22 protein-coding genes are annotated in these 19,483 nt (G+C 59.8%); 14 read left to right on the forward strand and 8 right to left on the reverse strand.

Annotated features, from left to right (window positions below; genetic code table 11):
- Positions 1 to 2: 2 nt before the first annotated feature.
- Positions 3 to 1,064: an AI-2E family transporter gene (locus tag ACYZUC_RS29795; RefSeq protein WP_461992235.1), complete on the forward strand. Its 1,062-nt coding sequence runs from the start codon at positions 3 to 5 to the stop codon at positions 1,062 to 1,064.
- On the opposite strand, the gene ACYZUC_RS29800 is transcribed toward ACYZUC_RS29795, so the two are convergent.
- The 3 genes from ACYZUC_RS29800 to ACYZUC_RS29810 all read right to left on the reverse strand — a co-directional run bounded on the left by ACYZUC_RS29800 (position 1,061) and on the right by ACYZUC_RS29810 (position 3,139).
- Entirely contained in the window at positions 1,061 to 1,243 is a 183-nt protein-coding gene (locus tag ACYZUC_RS29800) for a hypothetical protein (RefSeq protein ID WP_008033676.1), read from the reverse strand. The two genes, ACYZUC_RS29795 and ACYZUC_RS29800, sit on opposite strands and share 4 nt — an antisense overlap.
- Before the next feature lie 112 nt (positions 1,244 to 1,355).
- The gene (locus tag ACYZUC_RS29805; protein ID WP_008033677.1) at positions 1,356 to 1,550 is read right to left on the reverse strand and encodes a hypothetical protein; all 195 of its coding nucleotides are present in this window, start codon (positions 1,548 to 1,550) and stop codon (positions 1,356 to 1,358) included.
- Between the two features lie 1,202 nt (positions 1,551 to 2,752).
- A complete protein-coding gene (locus tag ACYZUC_RS29810) occupies positions 2,753 to 3,139 on the reverse strand; it encodes a hypothetical protein (RefSeq protein ID WP_461992238.1) in 387 nt (128 codons plus the stop codon).
- A 245-nt stretch (positions 3,140 to 3,384) separates the two neighbouring features.
- Here ACYZUC_RS29810 and ACYZUC_RS29815 point away from each other — a divergent pair, with 245 nt between their 5' ends.
- Positions 3,385 to 4,203, forward strand: coding sequence for a shikimate 5-dehydrogenase (locus ACYZUC_RS29815; protein WP_461992240.1), 819 nt, complete (start codon positions 3,385 to 3,387; stop codon positions 4,201 to 4,203).
- A gap of 222 nt (positions 4,204 to 4,425) precedes the next feature.
- Positions 4,426 to 4,944 (forward strand): cupin domain-containing protein, encoded by a 519-nt coding sequence (locus tag ACYZUC_RS29820; RefSeq protein WP_461992242.1) that lies wholly within the window; start codon positions 4,426 to 4,428, stop codon positions 4,942 to 4,944.
- Positions 4,945 to 5,063: 119 nt separating this feature from the next.
- On the opposite strand, the gene ACYZUC_RS29825 is transcribed toward ACYZUC_RS29820, so the two are convergent.
- Positions 5,064 to 5,711 carry a YceH family protein gene (locus ACYZUC_RS29825; protein ID WP_008030770.1) on the reverse strand — a complete coding sequence of 216 codons (648 nt, stop codon included), beginning with the start codon at positions 5,709 to 5,711 and terminating at the stop codon, positions 5,064 to 5,066.
- Positions 5,712 to 6,020: 309 nt separating this feature from the next.
- Here ACYZUC_RS29825 and ACYZUC_RS29830 point away from each other — a divergent pair, with 309 nt between their 5' ends.
- Genes ACYZUC_RS29830 through ACYZUC_RS29850 form a run of 5 tightly spaced genes read left to right on the forward strand, consistent with a single transcriptional unit; the run spans position 6,021 to position 10,134 of the window.
- Positions 6,021 to 6,998: an NAD-dependent epimerase gene (locus ACYZUC_RS29830; RefSeq protein ID WP_461992244.1), complete on the forward strand. Its 978-nt coding sequence runs from the start codon at positions 6,021 to 6,023 to the stop codon at positions 6,996 to 6,998.
- 46 nt (positions 6,999 to 7,044) lie between these two features.
- On the forward strand, positions 7,045 to 7,785 hold the full coding sequence (locus tag ACYZUC_RS29835; protein WP_461992246.1) for a glycosyltransferase family 2 protein: 741 nt from the start codon (positions 7,045 to 7,047) through the stop codon (positions 7,783 to 7,785).
- The gene (locus tag ACYZUC_RS29840; protein ID WP_008030764.1) at positions 7,782 to 8,060 is read left to right on the forward strand and encodes a lipid-A-disaccharide synthase N-terminal domain-containing protein; all 279 of its coding nucleotides are present in this window, start codon (positions 7,782 to 7,784) and stop codon (positions 8,058 to 8,060) included. Before ACYZUC_RS29835 ends, ACYZUC_RS29840 begins: the two co-directional genes overlap by 4 nt.
- Before the next feature lie 3 nt (positions 8,061 to 8,063).
- Positions 8,064 to 9,584 carry an ArnT family glycosyltransferase gene (locus tag ACYZUC_RS29845; protein ID WP_461992249.1) on the forward strand — a complete coding sequence of 507 codons (1,521 nt, stop codon included), beginning with the start codon at positions 8,064 to 8,066 and terminating at the stop codon, positions 9,582 to 9,584.
- 40 nt (positions 9,585 to 9,624) lie between these two features.
- Positions 9,625 to 10,134 (forward strand): DUF1993 domain-containing protein, encoded by a 510-nt coding sequence (locus ACYZUC_RS29850; RefSeq protein WP_461992251.1) that lies wholly within the window; start codon positions 9,625 to 9,627, stop codon positions 10,132 to 10,134.
- A gap of 1,002 nt (positions 10,135 to 11,136) precedes the next feature.
- On the opposite strand, the gene sstT is transcribed toward ACYZUC_RS29850, so the two are convergent.
- The gene (sstT, locus tag ACYZUC_RS29855) at positions 11,137 to 12,369 is read right to left on the reverse strand and encodes a serine/threonine transporter SstT (RefSeq protein ID WP_008033700.1); all 1,233 of its coding nucleotides are present in this window, start codon (positions 12,367 to 12,369) and stop codon (positions 11,137 to 11,139) included.
- Between the two features lie 280 nt (positions 12,370 to 12,649).
- On the opposite strand from sstT, the gene ACYZUC_RS29860 reads away from it, so the two are divergent.
- Positions 12,650 to 13,804, forward strand: a complete 1,155-nt coding sequence (locus ACYZUC_RS29860) for an MFS transporter (RefSeq protein ID WP_008033699.1) — start codon at positions 12,650 to 12,652, stop codon at positions 13,802 to 13,804.
- A 3-nt stretch (positions 13,805 to 13,807) separates the two neighbouring features.
- Here the strand turns inward: ACYZUC_RS29860 and nhaR are convergent, their stop codons facing one another.
- A complete protein-coding gene (gene nhaR / locus ACYZUC_RS29865) occupies positions 13,808 to 14,707 on the reverse strand; it encodes a transcriptional activator NhaR (RefSeq protein ID WP_461992253.1) in 900 nt (299 codons plus the stop codon).
- Positions 14,708 to 14,842: 135 nt separating this feature from the next.
- Between nhaR and ACYZUC_RS29870 the strand changes: the two genes are divergently transcribed.
- Both ACYZUC_RS29870 and ACYZUC_RS29875 read left to right on the forward strand, forming a co-directional pair.
- On the forward strand, positions 14,843 to 15,085 hold the full coding sequence (locus tag ACYZUC_RS29870) for a hypothetical protein (protein WP_461992255.1): 243 nt from the start codon (positions 14,843 to 14,845) through the stop codon (positions 15,083 to 15,085).
- A 29-nt stretch (positions 15,086 to 15,114) separates the two neighbouring features.
- Positions 15,115 to 15,864 (forward strand): TerC family protein, encoded by a 750-nt coding sequence (locus tag ACYZUC_RS29875; protein ID WP_461992257.1) that lies wholly within the window; start codon positions 15,115 to 15,117, stop codon positions 15,862 to 15,864.
- Positions 15,865 to 15,945: 81 nt separating this feature from the next.
- Here the strand turns inward: ACYZUC_RS29875 and ACYZUC_RS29880 are convergent, their stop codons facing one another.
- On the reverse strand, positions 15,946 to 16,116 hold the full coding sequence (locus ACYZUC_RS29880) for a hypothetical protein (RefSeq protein ID WP_223452702.1): 171 nt from the start codon (positions 16,114 to 16,116) through the stop codon (positions 15,946 to 15,948).
- Positions 16,117 to 16,283: 167 nt separating this feature from the next.
- Here ACYZUC_RS29880 and ACYZUC_RS29885 point away from each other — a divergent pair, with 167 nt between their 5' ends.
- From ACYZUC_RS29885 to ACYZUC_RS29895, 3 genes are all read left to right on the forward strand, one after another.
- Positions 16,284 to 17,012 carry a cysteine peptidase family C39 domain-containing protein gene (locus tag ACYZUC_RS29885; RefSeq protein ID WP_461992259.1) on the forward strand — a complete coding sequence of 243 codons (729 nt, stop codon included), beginning with the start codon at positions 16,284 to 16,286 and terminating at the stop codon, positions 17,010 to 17,012.
- Positions 17,013 to 17,108: 96 nt separating this feature from the next.
- Complete coding sequence (locus ACYZUC_RS29890) at positions 17,109 to 17,315, forward strand: DUF6021 family protein (RefSeq protein WP_008033692.1); 207 nt, start codon at positions 17,109 to 17,111, stop codon at positions 17,313 to 17,315.
- A 19-nt stretch (positions 17,316 to 17,334) separates the two neighbouring features.
- Entirely contained in the window at positions 17,335 to 17,529 is a 195-nt protein-coding gene (locus ACYZUC_RS29895) for a hypothetical protein (protein WP_461992261.1), read from the forward strand.
- Positions 17,530 to 18,461: 932 nt separating this feature from the next.
- Here ACYZUC_RS29895 and pbpG read toward each other — a convergent pair.
- Positions 18,462 to 19,400 (reverse strand): D-alanyl-D-alanine endopeptidase, encoded by a 939-nt coding sequence (gene pbpG, locus ACYZUC_RS29900; protein WP_461992263.1) that lies wholly within the window; start codon positions 19,398 to 19,400, stop codon positions 18,462 to 18,464.
- Positions 19,401 to 19,483: the final 83 nt, after the last annotated feature.

A 19,483-nucleotide genomic window follows, 5' to 3' on the forward strand; every position in this document is an offset into this window, starting at 1 on the left:
ACATGAACGAAGAGACGGTTCAAAACAAATCATTGGTGATTTTGCTGGGGTTGGTGACCGCCGCGTTTATCTGGATTTTGCTGCCGTTCTACGGCGCGGTGTTCTGGGCGGTGATCCTCGGTATTCTCTTCGCGCCATTGCAGCGGCGACTGCAACTGAAGTTCGGCTGGGGGCGCAACCTGACGTCACTGCTGACATTGAGCATCTGCCTGGTCATTGCGATCCTGCCGGTGATCATCCTCAGTATTCTGCTGGTCCAGGAAGGGGCGGCGCTTTACAAGAGCATCGAAAGCGGCGAGCTGGACATCGCGGGGTACGTCACGCATTTCAAGCACAGCCTGCCCCCGTACTTCCAGCATTTGCTCGATCGCGCCGGGATCGGCGAGCTGGAGGGGCTGCGGGAGAAAATCATCAAGAGCGCGGTGACGGGCAATGAGTTCATCGCCAACAAAGCCTTCAGTTTTGGTCAGGGTACGTTTGATTTCGTGGTGGGTTTTTTCATCATGCTGTACCTGCTGTTCTTCTTTTTGCGCGACGGTGCAGAACTGGCGCGCAAAGTGCGCGCCGCCGTGCCGCTGGAAGAACACCAGAAGCGCCGTTTGCAGCTCAAGTTCAACCGCGTGGTGCGCGCCACGGTGAAGGGCAACCTGCTGGTGGCAATCACACAAGGCGCATTGGGCGGTTTTATTTTCTGGTTTCTGGACATCCCGAGCTCGTTGCTCTGGGCGGTGTTGATGGCGTTTCTGTCGCTGTTGCCAGCGGTCGGCGCAGGGATTGTCTGGGCGCCGGTGGCGGCGTTTTTCCTGTTCAGCGGTGCGATCTGGCAGGGCGTGGTGCTGGGGTTGTTCGGGGTGTTTGTGATCGGCCTGGTGGACAACGTCCTGCGCCCGATCCTGGTGGGCAAGGACACGAAGATGCCGGACTATCTGATCCTCATCTCGACCCTCGGCGGCCTGGCGATTTTCGGGCTCAATGGCTTTGTCATCGGACCGTTGATCGCCGCGCTATTCATGTCGAGCTGGGCGATTTTTATCGAAACCAAACCGCGGGTGCAGTTGCCTTAAGCGCTGAGTCGGCCGGCGTCGAAGCTCTGCGACAGTGCCTTGGCGGCGGTCAGCGATGGGAGCGGGCCGCTGATTTGTTCACCGTCCTGGACCAGATACCAACAGGCGAGCAATCCTAGTTCTCTAAGCGAGGCGGGAACGGCGCTGCCAATAACGGACATGATTTGAACCTGGGACATAAGTACCTCCATCAATCTATGGAGCTACCTTACGGGTCTGCCGCGCGAACGAACAATCATCGCTTTCGATAGTCGACATTGACGGCAGCGCGTGCAATCGACCGTCTGTCGGTCAGTCGACTACCAGGTCCAGCATATGGACCACTTCCTGTTCGTTGAGCAGGCCTTTTCGCACAAGGTTTTCGGCCAGCAGCGAAAGAAACTTGGCGCTGCGATGACCTTCCAGGTGCTTGAGTTCGGTCAGGGCGTTGTAGACCTTGCTGGAGGTGCACAAACCGAGATTACGGTGCGGGTTTTGCGTGGGCATGTGGTCGTCCTTGTTGTTTTCAACCTGTTGTTGGCGGACAGGTCTGAGCTTGCGGACCTGACATGACATAAATATGACCGTGTTCCCCAAGGCGAGGGGGAGGGTGGTTGAGTCAATCTTGCCAACTTAAACCGCCTGCACTGTCCCGATAGCGACCTTGATGCGATTTATCCAGACTTTTGCCGACGGGTGGCCACAAGAAAGCGCCGTTTTTCAAGCGTGATGTTGTTCAGTCAGGAAGTTTTTGGGATTGGGATTGGGATTGGATGGGGGGCATATCCGTTTCTGCGGTTACGGCTGCTGGCGGTTTCGCTTTTACAGCGAGTCACTTGGAGAAGCGCCAAGTAACCAAGCGCTTCTGCCCCTTTCGTTCGGTGCCTCGCCTAGGCTCGGCATGCCCTCGCTCCGGTCCTGCTCCGTGGGCCCGCCGCGATCGGCCATCCCTGGCCGTGCGCGGCTAACCCGGCATCCATGCCGGGTTGCCCACTACGCAGAACCTCCACTCGGCCTCTCGAGGGGGCGACTACCGCCACAGCCGCCGAGGCGGCCTGAAAGCCGACCTGGCTCTACAGTTGTCCGCGTTGTCCTTCTTTGATGTGTTCACTCATTCCGGATGTGGACACCGCTCCCCTGTAGGAGCCGGCTTGCTGGCGATAGCGGTGGGTCAGTCGACGCATTTATTGACTGGAAGGGCGCCATCGCCAGCAAGCCGGCTCCTACACGGGATTGGGTTCACACGATTCAAAATTGTAGGAGCTGGCTTGCCAGCGATGGACGTCAACGATAACGCGGGCTGTCTGAATGAACGCGTTGCCCAGACGATTTTCGCCGGCAAGCCGGCTCCTACAGGGGGCACGTACGCTTTTGATTCTCACCACTCATCAGGCCGAGCGTTAGCTCGCCTTCAGCTTTTGATCTTGAGGTACACGCCCCCTCGAGAGGCCGAGCGCAGGTTCTGCGCAGTGGGCAACCCGGCATGGATGCCGGGTTAGCCGCCCCCGGCCATGGATGGCCGATGGCGGCGGGCCCACGGAGCAGGACCGGAGCGAGGGCATGCCGAGCCTAGGCGAGGCACCGAACGAAAGGGGCAAGAGCCCTTGGTTACTTGGGGCTTTTCCAAGTGACTCGCCGTAAGGGCGAAACCAATATCAGCCATCACCCAAATAATGGATATACACCCAGTCAAAGCCTGCGTGAGCCTGTTACCAGCGGCCATAACCATGGGGAGGCCCGTAATAGCCACGCGGCGGGCCGTAATAACCACGGGGAGGGCCGTAGTAGACCGGCGTCGGGCCGTAATAAGCCGGTTGTTGCACATAAACCGGTGCCGGCTGGTAATAAACCGGTGGCGGCTGCTGCACGTAAACCGGCTGTGGCTGCACGTAAACCGGTTGCTGCTGTACGTAAACCGGTTGCTGCACATAGACCGGCCGGCTGCTATTGATGATGGCCGAACCGACGATGGCCGAGCCAACGATCGCGCCAAATACCGCTGGACCTTGCCACCCGCCACCGCCATGCGCTTCTGCCTGCCCTGCGATAGCAAGAGCACCGATCAGCAAGGCAACTGTGGGGATTTTACGGATCATGATAGTTCCTCGGTTCTTCGACCCGGCGCTTGCGTCTGCAATAGACCCAAGGATTGTCGCGGGGATACTTCTAAGACAGCGTATTTCTGAAAATCAGCACAGCCGTTGGGTAAATTTTGTGTAAGGTCTGTACCGGCTTCCTTACCCACTTCGCTGCCACGAGCAGGTACGCGGATATGATCGATCAGAACGCGATGGCATGGCTAATCCCGTCCATCTGAAAGTGCAATTGAAGGAGATTTTTCATGCAGATGAACCCCAACAAAGACACCCAACTGTGCATGTCCCTGTCGGGCCGCCCCGGGAACTTTGGCCTGCGATTTCACAATCATCTGTACGAACAACTTGGCCTGAATTTCTACTACAAGGCGTTCCGCAGTCAGGACCTGACCGGTGCCGTCGCAGGCATCCGTGCCCTGGGGATTCGCGGCTGCGGCGTGTCGATGCCGTTCAAGGAAGCCTGCATTGCGCTGGTCGATGAACTGGACGCGTCGGCTGCCGCGATTCAATCGATCAACACCATCGTCAATACGGACGGCCACCTCAAGGCTTACAACACCGATTACATCGCCATCGCTCAGTTGCTGGAAACCCATCAGGTGCCCAAGGCGTCGACTTTTGCCCTGCGCGGCAGCGGCGGCATGGCCAAGGCTGTGGCCAGTGCATTGCGCGATGGTGGCTACCAGAACGGCCTGATTGTGGCCCGCAACGAGCACGCCGGACGTGCCCTGGCTGAATCGCTGGGCTATGAGTGGCAAGCCGAACTGGGCAGCCGGCGCCCGCAAATGTTGATCAACGTGACACCGATCGGCATGACCGGCGGGCCTGAGGCCGATCACCTGGCGTTCGATGCGCAAACCATCGCAGCGGCGCAGACCATCTTCGATGTGGTGGCGATCCCCTCGGAAACACCGCTGATCGTGCGCGCACGTGCCGAAGGCAAGCGGGTGATCACCGGACTGGAAGTGATCGCGATCCAGGCGCTGGAACAGTTCGTGTTGTACACCGGTGTGCGTCCGACGCAGGAGCAGTTTCAGAAGGCCGTGGAGTTTGCGCGGAGCTGACTTTCCTCAAGTTATTGGTTGGCTGTGCCGGCCTCTTCGCGAGCAGGCTCGCTCCTACATTTGATCGCATTTCTATTGGTAGAACTCGGTCGAATGTGGGAGCGAGACCGGCTTGTCGGCGATGGCTGCGACTCGGTATCCAGTCAGTCGCAGCAAATTTCCTATACTGCCCCCCAGCAAAACAAGACTTGCCACCCCATAAAACCGTGCCCGAGGGTTCCCATGCATCCCCCCATCCTCAACCTGCATCAGGTCGATCTCGAACCGCTGCCCGAAGCCCTCGCGCCCACCGGTGAAACCGCCGACCGCTATCAACAGCGGATGGCTCGCATCGGTCAGCAACTGGGTGCGAAAAAGCTCGGTTATCGCTTGTACGTGCTGGAACCGGGCATGCGCGGCAGTCCGTTTCACAGTCATCGGGTCAACGAGGAGATGTTCTACGTCGTCGCGGGGGAAGGGGAGATTCGTCTTGGCGCCGAGCGTTTTCCGATCCGCGCCGGTGACGTGATCGCCTGCCCGCCGGGCGGTCCGGAAGCGGCGCACCAGATCATCAACACCAGCAAGGCTGAACTGCGCTATTTGGCGGTCAGCACCCAGCAATCGCCGGAAATCTGCGAATACCCGGACTCCGGCAAGTACGCGGTGATGGACGACTTCAAGGTCGATGCCGAGGGTAATGCCTCGGGCTTCGTTGCCATCGCCAGACAGGCCGACGGCGTGGATTACTGGGACGGCGAGTAACCACTAACACCACAAACCCAATGTGGGAGCGGGCTTGCTCGCGAATGCGGTGTGTCAGTTAACACTGTATCGACTGACACACCGCATTCGCGAGCAAGCCCGCTCCCACATTTTACTGGTTACTCGAGGCGTGCCAGGCGCTCTTCCAGCGCTGCAATCCGCGCTTCGAGCTCTTCGATGCGTTCTACCGACACGCCGCTGCCGCCACCTCGCTCCACCGGATTCTGCCGTGCCGCGAGGATCGCTTCGATGTCCGCCGGATCACCCAGCGCATGCATGTAGCGGTCTTCACGCTGCCCCGCCTGGCGCGGAATCAGCAGCGCCAGACCGCGCGCAATCAGCCGTTCAAGCTGATGCACAACCTGCTCGGCATCTTCGAACTCATGCATGCGGCCGCTGCGGGTCAGCAGTTCGTTGACCGTCTGCGGACCACGCAGAAACAGCAGTCCCGTCAGAATCACCTGCGCCGGCACCAGTTCCAGTGCCTTGTCGACCTTGTGCTCCCAGCGGTCGGCGCGACTGCCCATCACCAGTTTGGCAAAGCCGCGACCTTCGAGGGCGCGCAGGCTCTGGCCGACCTGGCCCTGGGTTAGGTTCATCACCGGTTCGCGGCTGGTTTTCTGGTTGCAGGCAATCACCAGGGCATTGAGGGTCAGCGGATAGGTTTCCGGGCTGGTGGCCTGTTTCTCGATCAACGAACCCAGAATGCGGATTTCCGTGCTGTTGAGCCGTGGCTCGTCGAAGGTCGTTTCTTGCTCAATGCTCATGATGCTGCGTCCTTACCCGGTTCATATTCTTCTTCAGCTGGCATGCACTTTAGATGGGCGGGCGCCAATGGCAACTGAATTCGTCGCGTCCCCCGGCAATGGTCATAAAAGCTACATCAATCCGTAACGCGATTTTTACAATCCGACGGGCACCGTATGCATGGCCGCGCGATGACGGTCGCGCCTGACGGGCGCGGCGTCAGAGCGTATCGACGACGTCACTGGCCTTACTGACTGCAACCTGGAGCAAGGCATGACGCTGACGTTGGAATCGACTGGCAATAATGCGCTGATTGGCGCGCACCTGCCATGACTGTACTGGTCACCGGCGCCGCGGGTTTCATCGGTTTTCACACGGTCAAGCGCCTGTGTGAGCAAGGCCTTGAAGTGGTCGGCATTGATAACCTCAACGACTACTACAGCGTGGCGCTCAAACACGCTCGGCTCAAGGAATTGCGCGCCTTGTCGGGCTTTCATTTCCAGACGCTGGATATCGTCGACAAACCTGCCTTGATGGCGTTGTTCAAGGAACACCGCTTCACAGATGTCATCCATCTGGCGGCCCAGGCGGGTGTTCGCTACTCGCTGGACAACCCTGACGTGTACGCGCAATCGAACCTGACAGGGTTTTTGAATGTGCTGGAGGCCTGCCGACACCATCGCCCGGACCATCTGATTTATGCCTCGAGCAGTTCGGTGTACGGCACCAACAGCAAGTTGCCATTTAGCGTCGAAGACGCCGTCGATCACCCGGTTTCGCTGTACGCCGCAAGCAAGCGCGCCAATGAGCTGATGGCCCACAGCTACTGCCATCTCTACGGGCTCCGGGCCAGCGGCCTGCGGTTTTTTACCGTGTACGGACCTTGGGGCCGACCCGACATGGCACTGTTCAAGTTCACCGACGCGATCCTCAACGATCGCCCCATCGACCTCTACAACCAAGGCTTGATGTCGCGGGATTTCACCTACATCGACGACATCGTCGAAAGCATCGTCCGCCTGCGTCCACGCCCGCCATTGCCGGAGAACGCCGGGGAGGGCGTCAACCGGATTTTCAACATCGGGCGCGGCACGCCGGTGGCGCTGCTGGATTTTGTTGAATGCCTGGAGGCGGCGCTGGGCCGGCCTGCCCGGCGCAACTTGATGCCGATGCAGGCGGGCGATGTGCACAGGACCTGGGCGGATGTGTCGGCATTGGCGCAGTGGGTCGACTTTCGTCCGCACGTGACGGTCGAGGCCGGTGTTGCGCAATTCGTGAAGTGGTATCGCCACTTTTATCAGCGCTGATGCGTTGGTCTTCGATCATAAAAAATTCAGGAAAACAGGGGCCTTCATGAGCCAGGACTTATTTGTATCCGTGCTGATTCCGGCAAAGAACGAAGCGAGCAATCTCACCGCGCTGCTGGAAGAAATCCGCGTCGCACTGGCGGATGAAGCGTATGAAATCATTGTCGTCGACGATGGCAGCACTGACACCACGTTGCAGGCACTGCGACAGACCCGGCATAACGGGCTGAACACGCTGCGCATCCTGCAACATGAACGTTCGCTGGGGCAGAGCACGTCGCTTTATCACGCCGCGCTCGCCGCCCGTGGCCAATGGCTGGCGACCCTCGATGGTGACGGGCAAAACGACCCTGCGGACATCCCCGGCATGTTGGCGCTGGTGCGCCGTGAGCCGGCAGCCGCCGACCTGCAATTGGTCGCCGGGCACCGGGTCAACCGCCGCGATACCGCCAGCAAGCGCTGGGCTTCGCGGTTTGCCAACGGGTTGCGCCGACGCATGCTCAAGGATCAGACGCCGGATACCGGCTGCGGGTTGAAACTGATCCAGCGCGCGGCGTTCCTGCGTTTGCCGTACTTCGATCATATGCACCGCTTTATCCCCGCGCTGATCCAGCGCCACAACGGACGCATGCTCACCCACCCGGTCAACCATCGACCGCGCACGGCCGGTGTCTCCAAGTACGGCAACATCGACCGCGCGCTGGTGGGGATTCTCGACCTGATCGGCGTCTGGTGGCTGATCCGGCGCACCCGTCTGAACACCCGGCCGCAGGAGATCGAAGGATGAATCTGTCCCGCGAAACCCTGTGGCTGGTGGTCGGTTTCAGCGGCCAGATCGCCTTCACCGGGCGCTTTGTCCTGCAGTGGCTGTACAGCGAATACAAAAAGCGCAGCGTGATACCGGTGAGCTTCTGGTACCTGAGTATCATCGGCAGCGCGCTGTTGTTCGCGTACGCCATCTATCGACAGGACCCGGTGTTCATCATCGGCCAGGCGTTCGGTTCCATCGTCTATTTGCGCAACCTGCAATTAATTGCCCGCAGCAAAACCTTGAAGGATTGACCCATGCGCCGAACCCTTTCACCCGGCGTTGAATGCCTGGGGCTGATGCTGCTTGCTCTGTTGCTGGTCGGCGCGGGGCTCGGGTTGCGCCAGCCGCAGAATGTGGACGAGGAGCGGTTCCTCGGCGTGGCGCTGGAGATGCTGCACAACGGTTCGTGGTTGATTCCCCATCGCGCTGCCGAGATTTACGGCGATAAACCACCGATATTCATGTGGACCGTGGCGTTTTTCACCTGGATCACCGGGATGCCCGCCATTGCCCTTTACCTTCCGGGGCTGCTGTCGGCCACCTCGGTCACGGCGATGCTCTACGACTTGGGGCGCAGGCTTTGGAACCAACGAGCCGGTCGGACGGCCGCGCTGCTGTACCTGGCGACCTATCAGACCTACAGCATTCTGCGGACCGGCCAGATCGACAGTTTTCTGATTCTGTTTACCTCGCTGGGCTTGTACGGTCTGGCCCGACACCTGTTGCTCGGGCCGGCCTGGCGCTGGTTTTACGTCGGCTGCGCGGCGATGGGGATCGGCGTGATCACCAAGGGGGTCGGCTTTGTGCCGGCGTTGATGCTGATCCCGTATGCCTATGCGGTGCGCAAAGGTTGGTCCGGCGTGGTGGCGATGCCGGGCGAAGCGCGCAAATGGTGCCTGGGTGTTGTGGTGCTGCTCGGTGCCGTGGCCGTCTGGTTGCTGCCCTTGGCGCTGTCCATTGTGCTCAATGGCGGTGCTGAGGAAATTGCCTACGTGCGGGAAATCCTGCTGCGCCAGACGGCGGGGCGTTATGCGGCCGCCTGGGATCACCGGGAGCCGTTCTGGTACTTTTTCGTCAGTGTCATTCCGCAATATTGGTTGCCGCTGGTGCTCGCGCTGCCGTGGCTGATCCCCGCCTGGCGCCGGCAATTACGCAAGCACGATGGTCGCGTGTTGGTGTTGCTGGGGTGGGTGGTGTTGGTGGTGCTGTTTTTCTGCCTGAGCAGCGGCAAGCGCAAGTTGTACATTTATCCGGCGCTGCCGGGATTGGTGCTGGTCGCCGCGCCGCTGATGCCGTGGCTGTTCAAGCGCTGGTTCCGTCAACGCCAGCTGGGGTGGCGGATTTTTCAGGGGGTGGCGGTGCTCTGGTTCACGCTGTGGTTCGCCCGAGGGTTCATCGAGCCGGTCAAGGACGGCGCCAATCCCCATGAGGCGTTGATGGCGCAGGCGGCGACCATGACTCGGGGCGCAGACCTGGTGTTGGTCAACTGGCGCGAGGGCCATTGGTTGTTCGCAAAGCAGCCGATCGTGCATTTCGGAATGATCGGTTCAACGGTCGAGCAGGCGGCGCAGTGGTTGCGTGAGCATCCGCAGGCGTACGCGTTGGTGCCGGATGAACAGCTCGGTCAGTGTTTCAATCCGCAGGCTACCCGCGAGTTGGGCGAAACCTCCCGGGCGCAATGGTCGATCGTCGGTGCCGACGCCGACAACGGCAATTGCCATCCTGGTCCGCCGGCCCATATCTATCGCTTCACCTGGGACCGTGCATCGCTATAATCGACCCCACGTTTCACTCCTGTCACCACACGAGACTGCCATGACCATTTCCCTGTACGACGCTTCCGTTCCGGTTTTCAAACAAATGCTCAACGCCCTGAGCGACGTTCTGAACAAGGCCGAAGCCCACGCCACCGCCAAGAACATTGATCCGAACGCTTTCCTGCAAGCCCGTCTGTACCCGGACATGTTCCCGCTGGTGCGTCAGGTGCAGATCGCTGTTGATTTCGCCAAGGGTGTTTCTTCGCGTCTGGCCGAGATCGAAGTGCCGAAGTACGACGACACTGAAACCACCTTCGCTGAGCTGCAAGCGCTGCTGACCAAGGTTCTGGCTTACATCGGCGAGATCAAGCCCGAGCAGATCAATGGCAAGGAAGGCATCGAGATCATCACCCGTCAGGGCACGCCGAAAGAGAAGCGCTTCAGCGGCCAGGCTTACTTGCTGAGCTACGGTCTGCCGCAGTTCTTCTTCCACGTCACCACCACTTACGCATTGCTGCGTCATAACGGTGTGGAAGTGGGCAAGCGCGATTACATGGGCGCGTTCTAAACTCCCGCGATTTAAAAAAGCCCGCCAAGGTTTGCGCCTTGGCGGGCTTTTTGTTGTTCTTGTGGGAGTGGGTCTGCTCGGTTTGTTGACCGGGTGTATATCCGTTTTTTCGGTTGCGGCGGCTATTGGTTTCGCCCTTACGGCGAGTCACTTGGAAGAGCCCCAAGTAACCAAGGGCTCTTGCCCCTTTCGTTCGGTGCCTCGCTAAGGCTCGCCATGCCCTCGCTCCGGTCCTGCTCCGTGGGCCCGCCGCCATCGGCCATCCCTGGCCGGGGGCGGCTAACCCGGCATCCATGCCGGGTTGCCCACTGCGCAGAACCTCCACTCGGCCTCTCGAGGGGGCGTGTACCTCAAAAGCCAGATCAAAAGCGCAAGGCGAGCTAACGCTCGGCCTGATGAGTGGTGAAAATCAAAAGCGTACACCGATCCCCTGTAGGAGCCGGCTTGCTGGCGATAGCGTCCGTCCAGCCAATACAAACGTCGACTGACCCACCGCCATCGCCAGCAAGCCGGCTCCTACAATGGATTGGGTTCACACGATTCAAAATTGTAGGAGCTGGCTTGCCGGCGATGGACGTCAACGATAACGCGGGCTGTCTGAATGAACGCGTTGTCCGGTCGTTTTTCGCGGGCAAGCCTCGCTCCTACAGGGAATCGCGTTTGCTTTTGATTTCCACCACTCATCAGGCCGAGCGTTAGCTCGCCTTCCGCTTTTGATCTGAGCGCCCCCTCGAGAGGCTGAGTGGAGGTTCTGCGCAGTGGGCAACCCGGCATGGATGCCGGGTTAGCCGCCCCCGGCCATGGATGGCCGATGGCGGCGGGCCCACGGAGCAGGGCCGGAGCGAGGGCATGCCGAGCCTAGGCGAGGCACCGAACGAAAGGGGCAAGAGCCCTTGGTTACTTGGGGCTCTTCCAAGTGACTCGCCGTAAGGGCGAAACCCTAAGTAGCCGTTACCGAAGAAACGGATATGCCCAAAATCCAAACAACGACCAAACAGCGCGTCACGCCAAACGCTGAGCCTTCTCGTCCTCACCCAAACAAGCCGCCGCCGTAAACAGCACATCAGTCGAAGAATTCAGCGCAGTCTCCGCCGAGTCCTGCAGCACACCAATAATGAAACCAACCGCCACCACCTGCATGGCGATTTCACTCGGAATGCCGAACAGACTGCACGCCAGTGGAATCAACAACAACGAACCGCCCGCCACACCCGAAGCGCCACAGGCACAAATCGCCGCAACGACACTCAGCAAGATGGCAGTCGGAATATCCACGGCAATACCCAGCGTATGCACAGCCGCCAGAGTCAGCACGGTAATGGTGATCGCCGCCCCCGCCATGTTGATCGTCGCACCCAGCGGAATCGAAACCGAATAAGTGTCCTCATGCAGACCCAGGCGCTTGCTCAACTCCAGATTGACCGGAATGTTCGCCGCCGAGCTGCGGGTGAAAAACGCCGTAATGCCACTTTCACGCAAGCACATGATCACCAGCGGATACGGGTTGCGACGCAGCTTCCAGAACACGATCACCGGGTTCATCACCAGCGCCACAAACAGCATGCAACCCAGCAACACCGCCAGCAGATGCGCGTAGCCGATCAAGGCACCGAAACCGGAAGTGGCGAGGGTCGACGCCACCAGGCCGAAAATCCCCAGCGGCGCAAAACGGATCACCAGGCGCACGATCAGGGTCACGCCGTTGGACAAGTCGCCGAGCACTTCACGCGTGGTGTCACCGGCATGGCGAATGGCGACGCCCATGCCGATGGCCCACGCCAGAATGCCGATGAAATTGGCATTCATCAGCGCGCTGACCGGGTTATCCACCACGCTCAGCAGCAGACTTTGCAGCACTTCGCCGATACCGCCCGGCGCCGTCACCGCGACGTCGTGGGTGGACAGCACCAGGCTCGACGGGAACATCATGCTGGCCACGACCGCGACCACGGCCGCCGCAAACGTGCCCAGCAAGTACAGAAACAGAATTGGGCGGATGTGGGTTTCCTGGCCGTGCTTGTGGTTGGCGATCGACGCCATGACCAGCACGAACACCAGAATCGGCGCGACGGCTTTCAGCGCCGAGACGAACACTTTGCCGATGAACGCAGTGGACTTCGCCACGTCCGGCGCAACCAGCGCCAGGGCAATCCCGGCGAGCAGGCCGATGATGATTTGCGTAACCAGGCTCAAGCGTTTCAAGCGTTGCAATAGCGAAGGGGATGAAGCGGTCATAAAACGGCATCTCTGATTTTATTAGGCGCGGGGGTGTCGCGACATCGCGGCCATTAAAGGGCGGATGAACAGGGTGTACGAATCGCAGGGCGCGGACTTTATCACAGCGTCGTCTGCATCCCTCAGACCTGTGACGATCTGCCACCCGCCTGTTAAACGCGATGTGCAGGTTCGTGCAACCGCCTTTGGAAACACTCTGTTAAGATTGCGCATCCTCATTTTCATGTCTGCCAGTGGGCCTTCGGGCTATCGCTGGTGTTGTCGTTTTCTGGAGTTCTGCATGCTGTTGCCCATCCTTCTGTTGTCCGCCGCCGGTTTCACGGTGCTGACCACGGAATTCATCATCGTCGGCCTGTTGCCGGCAATCGCCCGGGATCTCGAAGTGACCATCCCCCAGGCCGGTTTGCTGGTGACGTTGTTCGCCTTCACTGTCGCCGCGTTCGGGCCGTTCCTGACCGCGTACTTCGCCCGGTTCGAACGGCGCAAGCTGTTCATCTCGGTGTTGATCATGTTCGGTCTGGCCAACACCCTCGCGGCGTTTGCGCCGAACATCTGGGTGATGGCCGTTGCGCGGTTGATCCCCGCGCTCGGGCTGCCGGTGTTCTGGGCCCTGGCCAGTGAGACGGCGGTGGACATCGTCGGGCCGGATTACGCCGGACGCGCCATTGCCAAGATCGGTTTCGGCATCGTTTGCGCGACCGTGTTCGGTATTCCGGTGGGGACGTTGATTTCCGATGCATTCGGCTGGCGCAGTGCCTTCGGCATTCTCGCGGTGATCGCGTTTGCCAAGGCGTTGCTGCTGTTTATCTACCTGCCGAAAACCAGTCTGCATCAACACCAGGTGAGCTTCCGTTCGCAGTTCAAGATCCTGCGCAGCCCGTTGATGATCGGGCACGTGTTGCTGTCGATTCTGGTGTTCAGCGGCATGTTCACTGCTTACACCTATCTGGCGGACATTCTTGAGCGGCTGGCCGGTTTCAACGGTACCGTGGTGGGTTGGTGCCTGATGGGCTTCGGCGCGGTGGGCCTGATCGGCAACTCGTTGGGCGGTCGCGCGGTGGATCGTCATCCGCTGATCGCTTCCGTGACGTTCTGCGCCTTCATGATCGCCGGCATGGTGACGCTGGTGCCGAACATCCATTCGCCGCTGGGTCTGGCGGCGGCAATGGGCATCTGGGGCGTGACACAAGCGGCGTTGTTCCTGGTCAGCCATGTGCGTTTGATGAAAGCCGCGCCTGAGGCACCGGCGTTTGCCGCGTCGCTGAACATTGCCGGCGCCAACCTCGGTATCGGTCTGGGCGCGATGGTCGGTGGCCGGGTGATCGACAGTGTTGGCCTGGGTGGACTTGGCTTTGCGGCGGCCGGTTTTATTCTGATCTCGATCCTGTTGGCCATGGCGCTGATGACCTTCAAACCCCGCGAAGTCTGCGCCTGACCCTCACATCGCGGTGAACAGCTCGCGTCGGGCACCTTCGGTAATCGCAACGATGCCGGGGTGCTTGACCTTGCGGTCCACCGAAATGGCGTAGAACGACTCGGTCACGGCGTCGGTCTGGCCAATCAATTCCACGCCGCACTGGCGCTTCACTTCATCGGCAATCACGCTCGGGCCGATGAAAATTCCGCTGCCGGACTGACCGAAAGCCTGCATCAACGCGCTGTCGTCGAACTCGCCGACGATGCGCGGCTGAATCTGCTGCTCGGCAAACCAGCGTTGCAAGCGACTGCGCACCACGGTTTCCGGCCCCGGAATCAGCAGCGGTGCGCCGTGCAGGCTGTGCGGGAAATCCTGGCCGTACTGCGCCGCCAGTTCGGCGGTGGCGAAGAAGCTGATTCCGCATTCACCGAGTTTCTGGCTGTAGCCCTTGATGTCCAGGTGCGACGGCATCGGGCTGTCGGAGATCACCAGGTCCAGGCGTTGAATCGCCAGGTCGGCGAGCAAGCGTTCGAGTTTGTCTTCGCGACAGGTAATGCGCAGCGGTTCGCTCAGCTCCATGGTCGGCGCGATCAGGCGATAAACGATGGATTTGGGCACCACGTCAGCCACGCCAACCCGAAACAGAATCTGCTGCTCATTGGGCTGCGCCCGTAACATCAATTCCAGTTCGCCGCCGAGCTGAAACATCTGCTCGGCGTAGGGCAGGGTCTGGCGTCCGGCTTCTGTGAGTTCCAGCTGTCGGCCGACCCGACGAAACAGCTCGATGCCGTAGGTTTGTTCGAGCAGAGAAATCTGTCCGCTGATGGTCTGTGGCGTAAGGTTCAGCTGTTCACAGGCGCGCACGATGCTGCCGGTCTTGGCCACGACCCAGAAGTAATGCAGCTGTCGATAATTGAGCATGGCAACCTACAGTTCGTAAAAACCGAAGTATAACCGCTGAAAATACGAATTTTCCTGAAGTGTTTGCCTCCCTAGAATGCCTCGCTATCAACGGGCCATCGTTTCGGCCCGTTCTGTTCTATCGAGGAATGCATCATGAAGCTTAAAACCACGGCACTGCTGATCGCGTCTTTACTGGTATTGGCCGGTTGCGACCAGGCCGAAAAAAGCGCTCAGCAACTGATGGGCAAGGCTGCCGAAACCGCCAAACAGGCGATTGACGATACCCACAAAGCCGCCGAGCAAGCGCTCAGCGATGCCACCGGCGGGCTGATCAGCAAGAAAGAATCATCGGGCGACGACAAAGAGAAAACCGAATCGTCGTCCCAGGAAATCTAAACCGTCTTAAAACGAGTCAGGACTGACCCATGGAATACCTTTTAGAACTTGCTGCAAGCCCCACCGCCTGGGTCGCCCTGGCCACGCTGGTGGTGATGGAAATCGTGCTCGGCATCGATAACCTGATCTTCATCTCGATCCTGACCAACAAACTGCCGGAGCAGCATCGGCAGAAGGCGCGGCGCATCGGTATCGGCATGGCGCTGATCTTGCGACTGGCACTGCTGAGCACCATCGCGTTCATCGTCCAGTTGACGGCGCCGGTGATCGAGATCCTCGGCCACGCGTTCTCCTGGAAGGACATGATCCTGATCGCTGGCGGCCTGTTCCTGTTGTGGAAGGCGACCACCGAGATCCATCACAGCATGGATCCGGCACCGGAAGATCCGAAGTCGGCGACCTCGACCGTGACCCTGGGCTTTGCCGCCGCGATCGGTCAGATCCTGATGCTGGACATGGTGTTCTCCATCGACAGCATCATTACCGCTGTCGGCATGACCGAGCATTTGCCGATCATGATCATCGCGGTGGTGGTGTCGGTGCTGGTGATGTTGCTTGCGGCTGACCCGTTGGCCAAGTTCATCAACGACAACCCGACGGTGGTGATGCTGGCGCTGGGCTTCCTGATCATGATCGGCATGACGCTGATCGCCGAAGGCTTCGGCGCCCACGTACCGAAAGGCTACGTCTACGCAGCCATGGCGTTCTCGGCAACGATTGAAGGCTTGAACATGATGTCGCGACGGGCCAAGCAGAAGCGAATTGTCGCTGAAGCGTAACCTGGGCTGAAACGAAAACGGCCGCCTGCACTTGCAAGAGTCCAGGCGGCCGTTTGTATTCGGGGTATTAAAAAGTGCTCGTCAGTGTGCGGTGGCGTGACGTGCACCCGGTTTATCGGTTTTCGTCACCCGAGCCGGCTGGGCGGGGTGGTGATGGTGTCTGCGGGCAATTCGCAGGACTCCCCACAACATGGCGGCGGCAACAGCCAGCCAACTGAAAATCAACATCACAATGGTCATTGTCAGGCTCATCAGTGCCTCCTCTTCGCCCTGCTTCGGGCACACACGCTTTGCAAGTGACAGTCTAGTCGCTGCCATGTTGCAGGCTATTGACCAAAGGTCGTTGCCGACCAATCAGTTCGCTCTATCGAACGCAATCAACTGCCGGTTAAGGCTATACCGCTGTCGCGCGGCGTCCTATGATCAACGGCCAAGCCGGGAGCACGGACACCTGGCGTCTGAACAAGAGAGTGATGATGGTGCGGGTATTTTCGCGAATTCGAACGGCAGCCCTGATTGTTGGCTGTGTTGCAGGTCTGGCAGGCTGCGCGGGCAGTTTGACGCCGGAGGTCAAGCGTCTGCCTGAGCGGGTGGAGCTCAGCGGTACGTTCTACCGTGGGCAAAGCTTTCAAAGCGGGCCCCAGGTGCTGGCCAGTCTGTTGGCGCAGCAGGGCATCGTGATTACCCCGGGATTGCTCGAAAAACCTTTGCATGTGCCGGGCGCCGAAGCGCAATTGCAGCAGAACATGCAGAACCTCGCCCGCGAGTACGGCATGGTCGTTTACCCACTCGACAGCCATTTGCCAGCGCTGCTGACCCAGGTTGCGGCGGGTTACCCGGTGATGGTGCGTTTCACTGAAGGTTCGGCGTTCTGGGCTGAACCGCGTTACGCCATTCTCGCCGGGTACAACCGTCAGAAGCAGACTGTGCTGCTGCGCGCGGGATTGAATCGTCGGGAGTTGATGAGCTTCAGCTCATTTGAGTCTTCGTTCAAGGATGCGGGTGGTTGGGCGGTGCTGATCCAGAAACCGGAGCAGATTCCGGCCAACGTTGATCAGTCGCGTTGGTTGAAAGCGGCGAACGACCTGGCTCAGGCCGGCCAGGAGCAGGCCGCTGCCCGTGCGAAGAAGGCGCTGACTTCGCCGTAAGCTTCCCGTTCGTCATCTGCCCGGCACTGCCACGTGCGATTGGCCTCTAAAGGATAAGGGCCCGGATGTTTCCGGGTCCGTCCCAAGGAGGCGCCCATGACACATCCCACTTCACCCTCCGGCCCGCACTCGTCCGAGCATTCTTCAGGCAATGAGTTGGGTTTCGATCCGGATTCACCGGACCTTGCCGACCCTCAGGTCGACCCCATCGGACCTGCCAGGGCGCCCAGGGATGTTAAACCGGGCGAGGCGGGCAAGGCTCCCGCCAAACCTTACGACCCGCTCGCGAATTTGAAACCCTGACGTTCTGTGGGAGGTGTGTATGTCTACCGATTCGAGTTTTGACGACAAGCGTCCGGACAGTGTTCCAACCACTGTGGAGGATGATATTGATCCGGTGATGGATCCGGACAGTCCGATGCGTGATCCATTGGCCAGGCCGGTGGTGACGCCAAGGGATCCGAGTGCGGGGGATGGTATTCCGGATGATGATCAGATGCCGTTGCCGAATGATTGAGGTTTTGGAGGGGGGCAAACGTATAGGGGCATATCCGTTTTTTCGGTTGTGGCTGCTGGCGGTTTCGCCCTTACGGCGAGTCACTTGGAAGAGCCCCAAGTAACCAAGGGCTTTTGCCCCTTTCGTTCGGTGCCTCGCCTAGGCTCGGCATGCCCTCGCTCCGGTCCTGCTCCGTGGGCCCGCCGCCATCGGCCATCCATGGCCGGGGGCGGCTAACCCGGCATCCATGCCGGGTTGCCCACTGCGCAGAACCTGCGCTCGGCCTCTCGAGGGGGCGACTACCGCCACAGCCGCCGAGGCGGCCTGAAAGCCGACCTGGCTGTTCAGTCGTGCGCGTGCTCCCGCATTGTGATGGCCCCGCCAATTTTGGATGTTTGTACATCCCCCTGTATGAGCCGGCTTGCTGGCGATGGCGGTGGGTCAGTCACCTGTTTGTCGACTGAACGGACGCGATCGCCAGCAAGCCGGTTCCTACACGGGATTGGGTTCACACGATTCAAAATTGTAGGAGCCAGCTTGCTGGCGATGGACGCCAACGATAACGCGGGTTGTCTGAATGAACGCGTCGTCCGGACGCCTTTCGCCGGCAAGCCGGCTCCTACAGGGATCGGCGTACGCTTTTGATTCTCACCACTCATCAGGCCGAGCGTTAGCTCGCCTTCCGCTTTTGATCTGAGCGCCCCCTCGAGAGGCCGAGCGCAGGTTCTGCGCAGTGGGCAACCCGGCATGGATGCCGGGTTAGCCGCCCCCGGCCATGGATGGCCGATGGCGGCGGGCCCACGGAGCAGGACCGGAGCGAGGGCATGCCGAGCCACAGCGAGGCACCGAACGAAAGGGGCAAGAGCCCTTGGTTACTTGGGTCTCTTCCAAGTGACTCGCCGTAAGGGCGAAACCAATAGCCGCCGTTACCGAAGAACCGGATATACCCCCAACTACTTCGAGGCCTCAACCACACCACTCTGACGGTGCTTGAGGTTCTTCTCCGATTTGTACTGCAAGGCCTCAGACGGAACGTTGGTGCCCTTGCCGGTCTCGACCCAGTTGCGAATACGACTGGCATCGGCGAAGTGTGTGTACTTGCCATACGCATCGAGAATCACCAGCGCCACCGGACGATTACCCATGCTGGTCACCAGCACCAGGCAGTGGCCGGCCTCATTGGTAAAGCCGGTTTTGGTCAGCTTGATGTCCCAATTCGGCTTGCCGACCAGATGGTCAGTGTTGCGGAAACCCAGGCTGTAATTGGGCTTGCGGAACGAGACGGTTTTTTCCTTGGTGGTGCTCAGCTCGGTCAAAATCGGGTACTTGTGCGCAGCGACCAACAACTTGCTCAGGTCGCGTGCCGTCGACACGTTGCGCGGCGACAGACCGGTCGGCTCGACGTAGTGGGTGCTGGTCATGCCCAGCGCCCTGGCCTTGGCGTTCATGGCGGCAATAAACGCCACATAACCGCCCGGATAGTGATGAGCCAGGCTCGCGGCGGCACGGTTTTCCGAGGACATCAGCGCAATCAGCAGCATTTCCCTGCGTGGCATTTCGCTATTGAGTTTGACCCGGGAAAACACACCTTTCATTTCTGGCGTGTCGCTGATGTTGATGGAGATGTACTCATCCATGTTCTGCCGGGCTTCAACCACAACCAGCGCGGTCATCAGTTTGCTGACCGAGGCGATCGGTACCACCACGTCCGGGTTGCTGGCATAGATGACTTTGTTGGTCTGCAGATCCATCAGCAATGCGCTGCCGGAAGCGATCTTCAGTTGTGAGGTGTCGCGTGGTGCCGCAGTGGTGTCGGCGGCGCTGACGGTTGGCGTGATGAACGTCCCTGTAAATGCAAAAAATAGGCTCAGGATGGAAAGACGGATTTTCACGCTGGCAGACTCATAAGGTGTGGATTAGCCGTTTTGTAACGGGCTGTTTCTTTAAAAACGACGCATTTTAGGAGTATGGCTGA

This window comes from Pseudomonas sp. GT1P32, from assembly GCF_054897805.1.

Coding starts and splice junctions, on each gene's coding strand:
- ACYZUC_RS29875 (WP_461992257.1), top strand. CDS start 15,115: ATGGAATACCTTTTAGAACTTGCTGCAAGCCCCACCGCCTGGGTCGCC.
- ACYZUC_RS29795 (WP_461992235.1), top strand. CDS start 3: ATGAACGAAGAGACGGTTCAAAACAAATCATTGGTGATTTTGCTGGGG.
- ACYZUC_RS29840 (WP_008030764.1), top strand. CDS start 7,782: ATGAATCTGTCCCGCGAAACCCTGTGGCTGGTGGTCGGTTTCAGCGGC.
- ACYZUC_RS29800 (WP_008033676.1), bottom strand. CDS start 1,243: ATGTCCCAGGTTCAAATCATGTCCGTTATTGGCAGCGCCGTTCCCGCC.
- ACYZUC_RS29810 (WP_461992238.1), bottom strand. CDS start 3,139: ATGATCCGTAAAATCCCCACAGTTGCCTTGCTGATCGGTGCTCTTGCT.
- ACYZUC_RS29815 (WP_461992240.1), top strand. CDS start 3,385: ATGCAGATGAACCCCAACAAAGACACCCAACTGTGCATGTCCCTGTCG.
- ACYZUC_RS29870 (WP_461992255.1), top strand. CDS start 14,843: ATGAAGCTTAAAACCACGGCACTGCTGATCGCGTCTTTACTGGTATTG.
- ACYZUC_RS29860 (WP_008033699.1), top strand. CDS start 12,650: ATGCTGTTGCCCATCCTTCTGTTGTCCGCCGCCGGTTTCACGGTGCTG.
- sstT (WP_008033700.1), bottom strand. CDS start 12,369: ATGACCGCTTCATCCCCTTCGCTATTGCAACGCTTGAAACGCTTGAGC.
- ACYZUC_RS29850 (WP_461992251.1), top strand. CDS start 9,625: ATGACCATTTCCCTGTACGACGCTTCCGTTCCGGTTTTCAAACAAATG.
- ACYZUC_RS29885 (WP_461992259.1), top strand. CDS start 16,284: ATGATCAACGGCCAAGCCGGGAGCACGGACACCTGGCGTCTGAACAAG.
- nhaR (WP_461992253.1), bottom strand. CDS start 14,707: ATGCTCAATTATCGACAGCTGCATTACTTCTGGGTCGTGGCCAAGACC.
- ACYZUC_RS29805 (WP_008033677.1), bottom strand. CDS start 1,550: ATGCCCACGCAAAACCCGCACCGTAATCTCGGTTTGTGCACCTCCAGC.
- ACYZUC_RS29835 (WP_461992246.1), top strand. CDS start 7,045: ATGAGCCAGGACTTATTTGTATCCGTGCTGATTCCGGCAAAGAACGAA.
- ACYZUC_RS29845 (WP_461992249.1), top strand. CDS start 8,064: ATGCGCCGAACCCTTTCACCCGGCGTTGAATGCCTGGGGCTGATGCTG.
- ACYZUC_RS29830 (WP_461992244.1), top strand. CDS start 6,021: ATGACTGTACTGGTCACCGGCGCCGCGGGTTTCATCGGTTTTCACACG.
- ACYZUC_RS29880 (WP_223452702.1), bottom strand. CDS start 16,116: ATGAGCCTGACAATGACCATTGTGATGTTGATTTTCAGTTGGCTGGCT.
- ACYZUC_RS29890 (WP_008033692.1), top strand. CDS start 17,109: ATGACACATCCCACTTCACCCTCCGGCCCGCACTCGTCCGAGCATTCT.
- ACYZUC_RS29895 (WP_461992261.1), top strand. CDS start 17,335: ATGTCTACCGATTCGAGTTTTGACGACAAGCGTCCGGACAGTGTTCCA.
- ACYZUC_RS29825 (WP_008030770.1), bottom strand. CDS start 5,711: ATGAGCATTGAGCAAGAAACGACCTTCGACGAGCCACGGCTCAACAGC.
- ACYZUC_RS29820 (WP_461992242.1), top strand. CDS start 4,426: ATGCATCCCCCCATCCTCAACCTGCATCAGGTCGATCTCGAACCGCTG.